Origin of the sequence: Pararhizobium sp. A13 (genome assembly GCF_040126305.1) — a bacterium.
In the GTDB taxonomy this organism is placed as follows: Bacteria; Pseudomonadota; Alphaproteobacteria; order Rhizobiales; family Rhizobiaceae; genus Pararhizobium.
On the sequence record NZ_CP149512.1, the window covers coordinates 35,347 to 50,433 of the forward strand.

11 protein-coding genes are annotated in these 15,087 nt (G+C 58.8%); 7 read left to right on the forward strand and 4 right to left on the reverse strand.

From position 1 onward, the window contains the following. The first annotated feature begins 14 nt into the window (after positions 1 to 14). On the forward strand, positions 15 to 1,013 hold the full coding sequence (locus tag WI754_RS28915; RefSeq protein WP_341486464.1) for an ABC transporter permease: 999 nt from the start codon (positions 15 to 17) through the stop codon (positions 1,011 to 1,013). Positions 1,014 to 1,230: 217 nt separating this feature from the next. Here the strand turns inward: WI754_RS28915 and WI754_RS28920 are convergent, their stop codons facing one another. Then, a complete protein-coding gene (locus WI754_RS28920; RefSeq protein ID WP_341486465.1) occupies positions 1,231 to 1,668 on the reverse strand; it encodes a hypothetical protein in 438 nt (145 codons plus the stop codon). Positions 1,669 to 2,337: 669 nt separating this feature from the next. Between WI754_RS28920 and WI754_RS28925 the strand changes: the two genes are divergently transcribed. After that, positions 2,338 to 4,440 carry an EAL domain-containing protein gene (locus tag WI754_RS28925; RefSeq protein ID WP_341486466.1) on the forward strand — a complete coding sequence of 701 codons (2,103 nt, stop codon included), beginning with the start codon at positions 2,338 to 2,340 and terminating at the stop codon, positions 4,438 to 4,440. Positions 4,441 to 4,597: 157 nt separating this feature from the next. Further along, positions 4,598 to 5,764 carry an ABC transporter substrate-binding protein gene (locus WI754_RS28930; RefSeq protein WP_341486623.1) on the forward strand — a complete coding sequence of 389 codons (1,167 nt, stop codon included), beginning with the start codon at positions 4,598 to 4,600 and terminating at the stop codon, positions 5,762 to 5,764. A 316-nt stretch (positions 5,765 to 6,080) separates the two neighbouring features. Here WI754_RS28930 and WI754_RS28935 read toward each other — a convergent pair whose 3' ends face one another. Beyond that, positions 6,081 to 7,085, reverse strand: a complete 1,005-nt coding sequence (locus WI754_RS28935; protein ID WP_341486467.1) for an AraC family transcriptional regulator — start codon at positions 7,083 to 7,085, stop codon at positions 6,081 to 6,083. A gap of 566 nt (positions 7,086 to 7,651) precedes the next feature. Between WI754_RS28935 and WI754_RS28940 the strand changes: the two genes are divergently transcribed. Genes WI754_RS28940 through WI754_RS28950 form a run of 3 tightly spaced genes read left to right on the forward strand, consistent with a single transcriptional unit; the run spans position 7,652 to position 10,122 of the window. Then, complete coding sequence (locus WI754_RS28940; protein WP_349438078.1) at positions 7,652 to 9,010, forward strand: VWA domain-containing protein; 1,359 nt, start codon at positions 7,652 to 7,654, stop codon at positions 9,008 to 9,010. Continuing rightward, on the forward strand, positions 9,007 to 9,534 hold the full coding sequence (locus WI754_RS28945; RefSeq protein WP_341486469.1) for a TadE/TadG family type IV pilus assembly protein: 528 nt from the start codon (positions 9,007 to 9,009) through the stop codon (positions 9,532 to 9,534). Before WI754_RS28940 ends, WI754_RS28945 begins: the two co-directional genes overlap by 4 nt. 9 nt (positions 9,535 to 9,543) lie before the next feature. Next, positions 9,544 to 10,122, forward strand: coding sequence for a TadE/TadG family type IV pilus assembly protein (locus tag WI754_RS28950; protein ID WP_341486470.1), 579 nt, complete (start codon positions 9,544 to 9,546; stop codon positions 10,120 to 10,122). 128 nt (positions 10,123 to 10,250) lie between these two features. On the opposite strand, the gene WI754_RS28955 is transcribed toward WI754_RS28950, so the two are convergent. Beyond that, positions 10,251 to 11,597 carry a sigma-54 dependent transcriptional regulator gene (locus WI754_RS28955; RefSeq protein WP_341486471.1) on the reverse strand — a complete coding sequence of 449 codons (1,347 nt, stop codon included), beginning with the start codon at positions 11,595 to 11,597 and terminating at the stop codon, positions 10,251 to 10,253. Positions 11,598 to 11,601: 4 nt separating this feature from the next. Beyond that, entirely contained in the window at positions 11,602 to 13,461 is a 1,860-nt protein-coding gene (locus WI754_RS28960; protein ID WP_341486624.1) for a sensor histidine kinase, read from the reverse strand. A 238-nt stretch (positions 13,462 to 13,699) separates the two neighbouring features. On the opposite strand from WI754_RS28960, the gene WI754_RS28965 reads away from it, so the two are divergent. Beyond that, positions 13,700 to 15,031 (forward strand): dicarboxylate/amino acid:cation symporter, encoded by a 1,332-nt coding sequence (locus tag WI754_RS28965; protein ID WP_341486472.1) that lies wholly within the window; start codon positions 13,700 to 13,702, stop codon positions 15,029 to 15,031. Positions 15,032 to 15,087 lie beyond the last annotated feature (56 nt).

Consider the following 15,087-nt stretch of genomic DNA (forward strand, 5'->3'; position numbering starts at 1 on the left):
AACGAAGGTCGACGATGGCAATTACCCTTGATCAGACGATCGGACAGAAGCAGCAGAGTTGGCTTGCGGCGGTATTTGGCAGTCAGACGTTCTGGGTCCTGCTTTCCGTCATCCTCGCCTGCATTTTCCTTTCCTTCGCCACCGACTCGTTCGCGACGACGAAAAACCTCTACAACATCACGCGCAACGTCACTTTTGTTGCGATCATTGCGCTCGGCATGACGATCGTCATCATTACCGGCGGGATCGACTTGTCGGTGGGATCGGTGCTTTGCCTGTGCAGCATGGTGCTGGCGGTTGTCATGCATGCCGGCTACAGCATCGAGGTGGGCATCGCCGCCTCTATCGGTACCGCTCTCGTGATCGGAGCGTTCAACGGTGTACTGATCGCCTATCTGGGCTTCCCGCCCTTCGTTGTCACGCTCGGCATGCTCTCGATCGCGCGCAGCCTGGCGATGGTTGCGTCCAACAATACCGTCGTCTTCCAGTTCGGGCCGGATCACGATAAATTGCTGGCGCTGGGCGGCGGCGCATGGTTCTTCGGTATCGCAAACCCGGTCCTCTACATGATCGTGCTGGCGCTCCTAACCGGCTTCGTGCTGCGCTGGACCAGATTTGGCCGCTACGTCTTCGCCATCGGCGGCAATGAGCATGCGGCCACACTCACGGGCGTTCCCGTGCAAGGGATCAAGGTTGCGGTCTACATGATTTCCGCCCTGTCGGCCGGGGTTGCCGGCATCATTCAAACCGGCTGGCTCGGCGCCGTCACCACGAATATCGGTGCTGGAATGGAACTCCAGGTCATCGCCGCCGCCGTCATCGGTGGCGCCAATCTGGCCGGCGGCGTCGGCACCGCCTTTGGCGCATTGATCGGGGCAGCTCTGATCGAGGTGATCCGCAACAGTCTCGGCTTGCTGGGCATCAACGCCTTCTGGCAAGGCACGTTCATCGGTGGTGCCATTGTGCTTGCCGTTCTGTTCGATCGGATTCGCAATTTCAGACAAAGCGAATAGGAGAGGACCGCCAAAAATACTTGGCATTTCACGACAACGATTTGACGCGCAGCCGCGACGTTTTTCAAAGCAGCTGATTGGAAGCGCATTGGCGCTTGTCGCCCGTGAAGCGGTTCACGCAACGAGCCGAGGGGTCGCCTCCGATCGAAGCGACATCAATATTGGTGTCCTGTCATTCTGCCGTTATCGCGGATGAGGCGATAACGCCACTGCCGCATCATCCAACGAACATCGCACGCAGCCGGGCCAAAAAGCCATCCGGCTTGTCAACATGCTTTGCCCGGATATAGCTGGCGGTCGTCGCAGCGCTTACCGTCGCGCCGAAATGGCAGTAGCAGACGATTCTGTGCAATTGCCGGTCGGACAGTTCGAAAAACCGTTTCGCTTCTCCGTAGGTGTCGTTTTTCATCCCGGCTGCGCGAAGGACAGGATCGTTGAAGGCGACCGAGATCGCCGAGTTGTCGCAGTGCAAGGCAGCACGCACCGCACGCGGCTGATATTCGGTTTCGTGCAGCGTAGAGAGGAGCCGCTGCGGATCCGCTTCGAGGAGTTCCGCCCAACGTTGGAGACGCTTATCGCGCGGCACGACTTGATGAGGGTAATCCTGGTTGATCCTGGCAAGATTCTGAAGTTGATCGAATTCATGGTGCTTCATTGCGCCCTCCATTGAAACGATTGATGTTCCGGCCTTTCTTCCTTCAGCAGCGTGACTCGTACGAGGGAATAAGTCCAATCACGATTGGCCTGCTGCCAAGATTTGGACCGAAAGCAGCCAGGGGCTCCAGGAGGAGAGAGATCGCGATGGCCTCCGCTGACCGGCGGGCCGTGTCAGCATCCGCTCGCTACGCCAGTTGCCATACGGCCTCGACAATGTCTGTGGTCAAATTCGCAAGAGCCCCCGGGGTCAAGTGTTGCAGATGTCCGGTGCAGACAACCTCATCACATTGGCCGAAACCTTCGCGTGGATGATCGGAAAACGCAAATACTATACAGAACGCGCACGTACTGTTCCGATCCGGGAAGGCCACGTCCTTCTTTAAGCTTCCATTAGCCAGCGCCCCCCAATCTTGCCGATTGTATGGAACCCCTTGCCCTTATGTTTTTGGGGTCGCGTCGGGTGAAACCCGGCTCGATCCACGCAGTTTGTACCTGGCAACAGAGCGCGTCAAAAACGGGCAAACTGAGGGGCGCATCGAGGTGGGAGCGCGACGTTGGGATAGCCAATCGCAAAAATGGGGGAATGGAGCGATGTTGGTCATGACGAAGATGAAAGGGGCCGCGGACCGGTTGTCTCGACCCAGCCGGCGAGGGGTTCACCGATAAGATGCTGAAACTATCGAGCCCGCTGACCAAGCCTCTGTCTTCCCTCGAAAACTATATCAGATCCATCGGGCGGAACTATTCCAACGCCGTCGTGGTCATGAGTTTCCTCATCGGGGCCACCTATCTGACGGTTATGGTCGCCCTTGATCGCCACGCGCTCCAGCAGGACATCAGCGCCCTGACCAGCAGCCAGTTCATCCGTTTCCAGCAGCTCGCCAACCAGACGCGGGCGCTGATGCGAGCCTCGGCCGATTCCAACTTGCCGGAATACATTATCGCGCCGATGGTCGGCGACATTCGCAACGCCGTCACTGATATTCGAACCATGAGCAAAAAGCTCGAGGAACTCCACCGCCGCATCGGCCAGAATTTGCTGGAGAAGCTCACCCCTCGCGACGGGACGTCCAAGCTGTTGGGCGTCGACCTCAACCGGCGCCTCGAAGACTTCCTCCGGCGTGCCGAGAGGGTGGCGGCAGCCAAGAACGAGGAGCGGCGGCAACGCTATACCTTCTGGGGGCCAATCGACTTTGCCGTTTCTTCGGAGGGCACCCTGACCCGCCAGTTCAGCGAACTTATCCATCGAACCCACGACCGTAGCAACATCAGCATCGACACCGCCAAGATGATCAGTACCTCGCTTCTTGCGTTGATCGCGGCCACGCTCGCGCTGGCCAGCGCATTTCTGTTTAGCCCTCTGCTGAAGAAGTTGCGCAACGAGCACCGCCGGACGATGGGCTTCGAAAATCAGCTGAAGCAACTTGCCCATACCGACGCGCTTACCGGGATCTACAATCGATCCGCCTTTAGCGACACCCTTGGCAATCTGTTCATTGAGCTCAGGCGAAACGGCGTCGGTTTTTCCGTGCTGCTCGTGGACCTCGACCGTTTCAAAAGCGTCAATGATGGCTTTGGCCATCCGGCCGGCGACGCGGTATTGCGTCATGTGGCCAGCACTCTCCAGAGGATTTTTCGCTCCAACGACTTCGTCGCGCGGCTGGGCGGCGACGAGTTCGCAGTGCTTTTGCCCGGAATCCGTGATGAAGCCGCACTTGCCGGCATCGCCAGTCGCGCCGTGGAGACCATTGCGGCGGATTTTCTCTTCGAGGGTCGCACCTTTCAGGTCTCGGCGAGCATCGGTGGCGCGGTCGCTCCTGATCATGCAACGGATGAGCCGGGCCTGATGCGTGTTGCCGACCTTGCGCTCTACACAGCCAAGAGCGGACGCAATACGGCCATCATATTCGATGAAGCGGCGCTGGCCCGCCGGCTGGAAGAAAACCAACTCTCTCTCGCCCTCATTGTCGCGGTCGATCGCAATGAATTCATCGTGCACTACCAGTCGAAGGTCAATCTGCTGACAGGAGAGCACCTGGGTTTCGAGGCGCTCGTGCGCTGGCGCCATCCCAGCCTTGGTATACTGGCCCCGGGCCGTTTCTTGCCATTGATGGAAGGGCCGCATCTCATCCGCGGCATGACCCGTTCGGTGGCAACGACGGTCGGCCGGGATCTGAGAGCCTGGAAAGACGCCGGGCTGGTGCCCGGACCGATCGCGATTAACCTGCCCGAGGCCCTTCTGGTGGGCGAGGATGGCTACGATATGCTCGCCGAGGTCATTCGTGAAAACGCCCTCGACTGGCACGACTTCGCGGTGGAGGTGACGGAGGACGTCTTCCTCAATCGCAATGCCGACCGGATCCTTGAGACGGTGACACGTTTCCGAGAGCACGGCCTTTCAGTCTCCCTCGACGATTTTGGAACCGGATTTGCCTCGCTGGTGCACCTGCGTGACTTTCCCTTTGACGAGCTGAAGATTGACCGCAGCTTCGTCGCCGACATAGGGACCGACACGCGGTCGGAGCAGATTGTTCGTGCCATGATCGACCTCTCCCGCAACCTTGGCAAGCGCTGCGTCGCCGAAGGCATCGAGACCGACATGCAGCGGCGCTTTCTTGTGAGTGCCGGCTGTGAAATCGGCCAGGGTTATATGTTCGCCAGACCGCAGCCCGCCGTACTGGCAAGTGAACGCCTGCTGAAACGGCTCGTTTTTGCGGACCCCGCAATGAGCGTTACGGCCACGCGGCGCATGGCGCGAAGCGCCGGTTAGCCGGCCGGTGCGCCGCTACTGGACGCTCCTCGAACTGGCGATTTGCTCATTCCAAAGGAAAACAGCGATGAAGAACAAGGTAAGGCCGTTGTGTTTCGCGGCGACCGTTGTGCTTGCGAATTTCTGTCAGGGACAGCCGGCGGCTGCCGAAGAGGGCATGGCAGTCGACATCGTCCATTTCTGGGTATCGAAGAGTGAAGCTGCGGCGCTCGATATCTTCAGAAAAGCATGGATCGCTGATGGCAACCGGTGGGTCGATATGCCTGCCAAGAACAAGGTAGAGGTACAGAGGATCGTCAGCGAGCGCATTGCCAACGGATACGCGCCGGCGGTCATGCAGTGGAACGCCAATGAAGGCTCGCGCGAGTTGCCCGAAATGGGAATTGTCCTGGACATTGAGCAGGTGGCTCGAGAGGACAACTGGCGCGAAATCTTACCCGCAGCCGTGCTTGATCGTATCACCTATGACGGCAAGGTCTATTTTGCACCGACCAACATCCACGCCGAGAACTGGCTCTGGACAAGTGAAGCTGTGTTCCGCGACCTGGACCTGGCGACGCCGCAGACCTGGGACGAAATCTTCGCCGCCGCCGAGAAGATCAAGGCGAGTGGCCGGCTGCCTGTTGCCGTGGGCGGAGGTCGTTGGGAAATATCGCTGATTTTCAACAATATCATGTATCAGAAGCTGGGGGCGGAGGGCTATGCCCGTGTCATCAGCGGCGACCCGGCCATGGTCAACGATCCGCGCATGATCGAGGCGCTCGAGGTGCTGCGCCGCGTATCTCGCTATGCCGAGCCTGTGGCTGCCCGCGAGTCCAAGACCTGGGCGGATGCCACGGCCGCAGTCGGGCGTGGTGAGGCCGGTATGCAATTCATGGGCGATTGGGCAAAGGGCGAGCTATCAGCGCGCGGCTATACCGTCGACAAGGACTTCGGTTGCAGCCTGGTGCCCGGCACTGCCATCGCCTACTTCATGGTCATCGATGCCTTTGCCTTTCCGCTGACAAGCCGCGAGGAAGAAGCCGAAGGGCAGCAGGCTTTTGCACGCATGGTGCTTGATCGCGACAACCAGGTGGCCTTCAGCCGCATCAAGGGCTCGCTCCCAGTGCGCACCGACGTTGATCCGAGCGGGCTTGATCGCTGCGGTCGGCTTGGTCTCCAGATGATTGCCGAAAAGAAGGGCGAGGTTAGTGCCCAGTCCATGGCCATGCCGTCGCAAATGTCGGAAGGATGGATCGGCATCCTTGCCGATTTCTTCAACGACCAGACCATCTCGCCTGAGACGGCGCAGCAGCGGCTGCGCGAGGTTGTCATGCTGCGTTGAAAAGACGAAAGCCGAAAAGCGCGTGTTTTATACCAACTCCGCAGGAAAATAAGTGAACAGGTGACTGCCGCGGCCCAGCGCATTGAGGTTTGACATTTGTCGCGGCAATCTCATGTGGTTAACGCTGCGGCCATGATGACCCCAGCTCGGCAAGCGACACCCGCCCATCGATCACGTGACCTCGATGGGCGGTTTCAGCTTTCGTTAGCCCCGGCCATGATGGCCGCGGCAGGTCCCTTGCAACCATCTCGCAGCAATCGGACCGCCTGTGACCAGACGTTGCGTGCGCAACGATGCGCACAGCTTGCTAGTTCCCCTAATCTTTCATGCTGCGCTGTCTGGCGTCGCTCCAGCGCATCCTGGCCGTCTCCGATGGAGTTTCCCCGAAAGCTTGATGGTAGGCTGCCGCAAAGCGGCCCATATGGGAAAACCCCCAGTTCCGGGCAATATCGGCAACAGGCAGCGAATTGGCATCGTCCGCCAGGGCTTTGCGAGCGCCTTCCAGGCGGATCGTCCGCAAATAGTTCAAGGGCGTGGTGTCCTTGAACTGCTGAAAGGATGCCTGCAATGCCCGCACGCTCGTGCCGGCTTCGCGCGCAATATCGGCGACGGTTATCGAACGCGATACGTTGGCATACATATATTCGATCGCTCTTTTCAGTCGTCGCGGGACGGCTGGAGAAACCGGTCGTGTCAGCCGCGGCCAGTAATTGTTCGGGACCACCTCCAGAAGCACGATCATCATCGTCTGAAAGAGCCGTTCGATGGCGGACGCCGAGAGCTGATCGGCATCATCGACGTCGAGGCAATTCCAGACAAGGTTTCCAAGCGCCGCCAACCGCGCACCTTTCACCGTCGTTAGATCAACGGTGCCGGAGAATTCGATATTGTCTGTGACGGGCCCATCCAGCAGTTCACTCAGTTGCTGGATCATTGCCGATTTTTCGAATGCCATGCCGATGTGGCTCCGGTCCTCGTGCAGGACCAGATTTTCAAAGTGCGACATGTCACCCAGAAAACCTGTCGTCGGCGTCGATACGATGCGGTTTCGGCCAACGTCTATCTCCATGGCGCCCGAGGCTGGGAGGTAGAGGACATAGGCGTCGGGCGCACTGGCGAGCGCCACTTTCATGCCGGAATGGCATCTCCCGTTCCACACGCTATAGCGCCCGGCGGAGTAGTGCCGGTCTTCGACGGAAATTCGTTGGCGCGGCTTAAGGGGTTCCACCTTGGCAGGGGATAACGTCCTCGCATAATGCTCCGACATCTCGTCAGCATCGGCTTCCACGATTCGGAAGACAGAGTGAGTAACGTACCTCATCAGAGCTCCAAAAAAGAACGAGCGCCCTTGAGAACTCGAGCGACAGGTTACGTAAGCGGAACACATGAATGCAGGCCGCAGACTCCAATTATCATATAATTAAGTTGAGATTAATATAGGCGCGCGCGCCTTATCGGCTGCAACATCAGCCCATTCGCGCAGGTTATATCCATTATAAGCGAAAATCATGACGAGAGAGGATGCGACCGTCCCCGTGCGCATCTCTCTTGCTCGCATTTGCGCATCTCTGCGAGCGGTGCTTCTGCCTGACGTCCATGCTGCCAACTGGCGGCGCACTTCATCCTTTTAAGCATCGAGAACATGCGATCAGAATGCTCCCAATCTTGCCCGCAAGCACAAGCGCGGCAGCCAAAACGACGGCTGAGCGCGTTTTTCGGCGCGGACCGGATATTGCTGCGCTATCCGGCCAGCATGAGCATATCATCGTTGACTGATGAATAAGCTTCGTCGTGGATCATCGGCCTTCAACACGCTGAAAGGTCCCCGGCATAATGAAATCCGCTCTTGCCTCTGGTTGCAGTTGCCTTGCTTCATGGATGAAGTCGATGATCGCCGACAGGCGGGGCAATGTCGCCATCTCGGCTGCGATCTGCGCCGTGCCGATGATTCTGGCAGTTGGTGCAAGCCTGGATTACACGCGCGCATACAACGTCCAGAGCAAGATGCAGGCAGATCTCGACGCCGCCCTCGTCGCCGCCATCAAGCAGATCGACACCTATGACGAGGAAAAGCTTGAGAAGAAAGTCACTGATTGGTTCGAAGCCCAGGCGGACAAGAGCGACTCCAGTTACGATCTCACCGGCGTCACGATCGACCAGACGAACCACACCATCACGGCGACCGCCACGGGCACCGTGCCGACCACCATCATGACGATCGCGAATATTGAATCGGTTCCCGTCGGCGTTATCAGCGCGATCAAAGGACCGGCGACGTCGTATCTGGACGTCTATCTCGTGATCGACAAATCAGCCTCCATGCTCCTCGCAGCCCATTCGGAAGGGCAGACGACCATGCGTGCAAATGCTGGATGCGAATTCGCATGCCACACCGGAGACAGCGCAAAGATTAGCGGAATCTCCTACACAAATTTTTACGACTACAGCATCGACTCAAGCATAGAGCTTCGCACAGATATCATGCTGAAAGCCGTCGACACGCTAACCCAGATGATCGACACGGCCGATCCAAGCCATAATCGCATAAGGGTCGGCTTGTACCGGCTAAGTACCGACGTGAAGGAAGTATTGTCACCTCAGTATTCCACCTCCAATCTTTTGAAGGTTTTGAATAAGGATTCAAATGGCTTGACAAGTTCCAGCTCAACAGACGGGACTTATTTCCAAACCGCGTTGTCTACACTGAAAAAGAAAATCGGCGAGAGCGGAGATGGATCATCCGCGGCAAGTCCTTTGAAATTGGTGATGATGATCACCGATGGCGTACAATCGGCACGATCTTGGGTGGGCCGCACAAGTTCAAAAACAAAGAACTGCACGAAGTGGACCCTCTATAAGGGCGCCCAGACATGCGTCGGCTTCCCGATGACCGAAGACGCCCGTAAAGTCACGCCGCTCAATCCGGACTGGTGTGATTACCTGAAGGGTTTAGGGGCAACCGTGTCCGTTCTCTACACAGAGTATCTGCCGATCACTCTGGATTGGGGATACAATGGGACCTTGGGGAATACGATGTCGAGCAGCGTCTGGACGTCGACCTGGGGCGGCACTCTTCACAGCGGCGTCAGCGGCAGCATCAGCCGCCAGGATTATATCCCGATCGCCTTGCAGGACTGCGCCTCTTCGCCTGACCTCTTCATATCGGCGGCTTCTGAAGACGAGATCACCGAAGGTCTTTCCACCCTTTTCAACCAATACCTGACCTCGGTGCGGCTGACACAATGATGCGGCGCTTCCTGTCACCGTTGACCCACCTTGCCGATGATAAAAACGGCGCTGCGGCGATCGAGTTCGCGATCCTCGCATTGCCGCTTTTTACGCTTATTTTCGGCATTCTTGAACTCGCGGGAATGTTCTTTGTCGATACCGCCCTCGACGCCGCTGTGCATAAAAGCGCCCGGCTCATCAGGACCGGGCAGGCGGCTGAGAAGGCGATGTCGCTTTCGGCCTTCAAGGCAGCCGTCTGCGAGGACATGGTCTATCTCCTCAACTGCGAGAGCAATCTGCTCGTCGTCGCAAACGTGGTGAGTAACATCTCTACGACAGCAGCCATGATGCCCGCAGATTCCGACGGCAACGTCACCATCACCGAGAATTTCAACATCGGCTATGGCAGCGACTACATTCTCGTCCAGGCATTTCTGCCCTGGTCGCCCGTGGTGCCGCTCTATTCGCTCTCCAGCCAGAAATTCGTCGACGGCAGCTATGTGCTTGGCGCTGCCGTGCTGTTTCGCAACGAGCCCTTCTGAGGAGCGCCGATGACAAAGTTTCTCGAAAGTGGTCTCAGATCACGGCTACCGCGACGGCTTTGGCAGGATCGGGCCGGGGCATCTGCCGTCGAATTCGCGCTCTTGCTTCCGGTTCTCCTCGTTCTCCTCGCTGGGTTAGCCGACCTCGGCCACGGATTGGCGGTTCGCAGGAAGGTGAACCAGATGGCTTCCACCGCAGGCGAAATGATTTCGATGCAGACGGCCTGGGTCAGCTCGGACGTGTCCAGCATTCTTTCCGGGGTCAGTTCTATCCTGCAGCCTTACGACCTCGACAACCTCACCATCCTGCTTTGCGTTGTGGACGTCGACAAGAAGGGTCATGCGACGGTCGCCTGGTCGTCGGCCTATGGAACGACCGCTCTCTCGGCGGGACAGGCCTCGCCCGTCGATATTCCCGAGGACCTGCAGGAGGAAGATGTGCAGATGGTCGTGACGCGTGTCCAATACAAGCTTAACACGATAATGTCGGGGCTGTTTGGAAGCCTCACCGGCAACGGCGCCTATGAGTACGAGCAGTATTTTCTCACGCGCCCACGTAACGGTGACACGATCACCTCCACGACATAGGAAGAAAATTTTCCATTCTAAAGGGGGTGCCTCGCACGCGCGAGCGCGTCTTCAATTTCCCGCAAGTGAGCTCTAGGCAGCCGGTCGCAAAGTTTTGAGTGATGGCCGCGAGGCGGCTATCGGCAGCATCATTTACGCGCGGCATAGCCGGTTCGATTGATGCCGTGGCGCTGCAGTTTGTCATAGAACGTCTTTCGTGGAATGCCGAGCGCTTCGATCGTCCGGCGGACATCACCATCATTGACCGCCAGCGCTTCGCGAATGATCTCCGCTTCGTACTGCTCCAGCTTTTCCGGAAGCGTGGCAGTGGCTGGTGGCAAGGAAATCGCATTCTCCCTGCCACCTTCAAGCCCGAGTACCACCCTTTCGGCGAAATGCGAAAGCTCGCGAACATTTCCCGGCCAGGCGTGCGACAAGAGGTGGCGGCGCACGCCCTGTGAAAGGGCAGGCACGTCCCGATGAAAACGGGCCGCGGCGCGGGCGGCAAAATGAGTAAACAACAGGGGAATATCCTCGCGGCGTTCCCGAAGTGGAGGAATGGAAATCGTGACGACATTCAGCCGATAATAGAGATCCTCGCGAAAATCGCCGCGCACGTCCGGGTCACCGAGATCGATCTTGGCGGCGGCCACCACCCGGAGATCGACTGGGCGTACGTCGTTCGTGCCAAGCGGCGTGATCTCGCGCATTTCGAGAACGCGAAGCATCTTCACCTGCGTGGCCACAGGCATGCTTTCGATTTCGTCTAGAAAAAGCGTGCCGCCGCTCGCATGCTCGATCCGCCCCGTGCGGCGCTTTTGAGCACCGGTGAATGCCCCGGCTTCGTGGCCAAACAGTTCACTCTCGATCACGGTCTCCGGAAGGGCGCCGCAATTGAGCGCCACGAAATTGCCTCTTCGCCTCCGGCTCCACTGATGCAGAAGCTGGGCGACAACCTCCTTACCGCTCCCGGTTTCACCAGCGACAAGGACATCGACGTCGGTATCGGCGATATGCCTCAGGATGTTCCGAAGGTTTTCCATCACGGGCGTCTGGCCGATCAGCGGCAGACTGTCCTGCGCGTCCTCGGCCGCCCGCCGCAGCGCCCGGTTTTCCATCACCAGTCTCCGTTTTTCGGTTGCCCGGTGTACGCTCTGCACCAGACGGTCGGCTGCGAAAGGTTTGGCGATGAAATCGTAGGCACCGTTCTGGAGCGCCTGGACAGCCATTGGAATGTCGCCATGGCCCGTGATGAGGATGACCGGCAGGTCGGCGTCCATCTCCTTCAGCGTGGCGAACAATTGCAATCCGTCGATCTCGGGCATGCGAATATCCGTGACGACGACACCGGCAAAGTCCGACGACAGATCCGCAAGCGCCGCCTTGGCACCGCCAAATGCCGAAACGGCAAACCCGGCCAGCTCGAGCGTCTGGGCCGTGGCGCGGCGAAGATCCTTGTCGTCATCGACAAGAGCAACTGGCGTCAACGGGTCCATGATCTCATGCCTTCTTCAGATAAACGATGAATCGGGTTCCGCTGTCATCGCTGGATACCTCCATCCGGCCGCCATAATCGGCGACGATGTCCTTGGATATGACCAGTCCCAGCCCGAGGCCGCTTTCCTTCGAGGTGTTGAACGGCGTGAACAGCCCCTCACGAATCTTCGGCGAAATGCCCGGTCCGTTGTCCGCGACAGTCAGCATCACGGTGTCCGCGTCACTCTCCACGCGAATCTCGACGCGACCCTTTTCGCCTTTCGGCGCCACCGCCTCCAATGCATTCTGCAGCAGGTTGATCAGCACTTGCTCCAGCCGGATGCGGTTTCCCATCACCATGGTGCCGACCGCCGGCAGGTCGATGTCCAGCGCATCCATGCGTCCGGCAAAGCGGCTGCGCAGCAACATCACCGCACCCTCGATGATATCTGTCACGCCGGTCGGTTCGGGGGCGCTGCGGCCCTTGCGAGCGAATGCCTTCAACTCTTCGGTGATTGAGCCTATCCGCTCTGTCAGCGCGGCAATATTTTCCAGGTTTTCGCCGGCGGGTGCCGTTTGCCCGCGGCCGAGGAACACGCGCGCATTGTCCGCATAGGCCCGAATGGTGGCGACCGGCTGATTGATTTCGTGGGCGACGCCCGCCGCGACCTGGCCGAGGATCGCCAGCCGGTTTGCTTGCACAAGATCCTGCTGCACCGCCTGCAGCTTCTGTTCGGTGTTTCTGTGATCGGTGATTTCCGCCTGCAGCCGATCGCGCGCCTGACTGAGATCAAACGTGCGCTCCGTCACGCGGCGCTCCAGTTCCTCTCGCGCCTGCTGCTCGCGGAATATCCGCAAGGCAAGGGAATGGCGGCGGCGCAGCAGAAAAGCGCCTGCTGCCAGAAGCGGTAATAGGACGAGCAGTGCCAGCAGGCGCGCTTCGCGCACGCTGGCGTCCATCGGCGCTTTCAGTGACACCAGATGCTGCAATTGCCATATCGTGGTCGGCACGGGAACCTGCACGTTCAGAAACGCCGTCTCGCCGGCATCACCCGGCATGACGATCCGGGCCAGATCAAGCCCGACCCCAAGGGTCCCGACGACATGGAAGGGCAGCGGCCTTAACGGCGCGTCACCGAACTGAAGGCTTTCGCGTATGCTGGCGAGGCGGTCGGGAGCGATTTCGCCGACGGTCATGAAACGCCAGGAAGGAATGCTGGTAACAAGGACGATGCCGCGCTCGTCGACGACATAGGATGGCTTTCCGGAGGCATTCCAGTCCGCTTCAACGTCATCAAATTCGACTTTGACCACGACCACGCCAAGCGGGCTGTTGCTGCCGTCGATACGCTGCGAAATATAAAGCCCCGGTTTCTTGCTGACGCTGCCAAGCGCGAAGTGCTCGGCCTGTCCCTTGGCCAGCGCGCGCTGGAAATACTCCCGGAAGCGATAATCGTTGCCGACGAAGCTCGTCGGTTCGTGCCAGTTGCTGGCCGCGACCGCGACACCGTCGTTTCCGATAACATAGATGACCGCGGCCTTCGTGCCCGCGGCCAGCATTTCCAGCTTGCGATCGAGCCGGTTGAGCACACCGGGATCGTTTGCCGCCAGCGCCGTGGCGAGCGCGCTATCCTGGGAAAGCACAAACGGAAGCGCTCGATATTTTTCCAGAACCGTGCGCAGCAGCGCTGCATTCAAAGTGGCATCGTTGCGAGCTTGCGTTTCCAGCGCGACCTCTGCGCGCTGCCGCCCAATCTCGCCGCCTCCCCAGAGTCCGGCGGCGATCATCACGAATGCCACGCCGGCATAGATAATCCACGCCCAGCGGATGCGTGCTTGCAACGTGGCGGACGGCGCCCACCATTGAAGTCCCAAAACAGCCATGACGAAGTTGTGCATATTTTCGCACAACTATCAACAAACTCGTGCGGATTTTCGCATAAAATGCACTGCCATTATAGCGACTGATTATTTTAATGACGTATTTTCAATAGTTTATAGAACCATGAAAAACTGGCACGGCGATTGCGAGGCATTTCCTCAACAGCGGCTCGGCCGTTGGACTTGAAGCGAACGGCTCGGGAGGCCGGAACTGTTCCGGACGGGCCAGAAGGAGGAAATCATGATCGCAGCTTTTGATGCGGCCGAACGGCCCCAAAGGAAAACACCTTTCTACAAGCATCTCTATGTCCAGGTTCTCGCAGCTATCGCCGCGGGTATCCTTCTCGGTCACTTCTACCCGGAGCTCGGCACGCAGCTGAAGCCCTTGGGCGACGCCTTCATCAGACTGGTCAAGATGATCATCGCGCCGGTCATCTTTCTAACAGTGGCAACCGGCATCGCAGGCATGAGTGACCTGCAGAAGGTCGGCCGCGTCGCCGGCAAGGCCATGCTGTATTTCCTGACCTTTTCGACGCTTGCGCTGGTGATCGGCCTTGTCGTCGCCAACGTGGTCCAGCCCGGTGCCGGCATGCACATCGATCCAGCCTCGCTCGATCCGACGGCTGTCGCTACCTACACCGAGAAGGCGCATGAGCAAAGCGTCACTGGCTTCCTGAGCAACATCATCCCGACCACGATTGTCGGCGCCTTTGCGGATGGAGATATCCTGCAGGTTCTGTTCTTCTCCGTGCTGTTCGGCATCGCGCTCGCAATGGTCGGCGAGAAGGGTGAGCCGGTCATCAACTTTCTCAACGCGTTGACGGCGCCGATCTTCAAGCTCGTCGCCATCCTGATGAAAGCCGCGCCGATCGGTGCCTTTGGTGCCATGGCGTTTACGATCGGCAAATATGGCGTCGGCTCGATCGCCAACCTCGCCATGCTGATCGGCACCTTCTACGTTACCTCGCTGCTGTTCGTGCTCGTCGTCCTTGGGGCTGTCGCTCGCTACAACGGCTTCTCGATCCTGGCGCTGCTGCGCTATATCAAGGAAGAACTGCTGCTCGTCCTTGGCACCTCGTCCTCGGAAGCTGCCCTCCCGGGACTGATGAACAAGATGGAAAAGGCCGGCTGCAAGCGCTCGGTCGTTGGCCTCGTCATTCCGACCGGCTATTCCTTCAACCTCGATGGCACGAACATCTACATGACGCTGGCCGCGCTGTTCATCGCTCAGGCTACCGACATCAACCTCACCTGGGCGGACCAGATCCTGCTGCTGCTTGTTGCGATGCTGAGCTCCAAGGGTGCGGCGGGCATCACCGGTGCGGGCTTCATCACGCTCGCCGCCACGCTCTCGGTCGTTCCGTCCGTACCCGTCGCAGGCATGGCGCTCATCCTCGGCATCGACCGCTTCATGTCCGAATGCCGGGCTTTGACCAACCTCGTCGGCAACGCAGTTGCCACTATCGTTGTTGCTCGCTGGGAGAATGAATTGGACGCTGAACAGCTTGCCAAGGCTCTCGACGGAAAGGTCATTGACAGCCTCCCGGCAGCCGGTCTTCAGCCGGCCGAGTAGCATAAACGCAACCTGTTCGTGCTTTTTCCGAGAAGACATGAAACGGCTCGCTATCG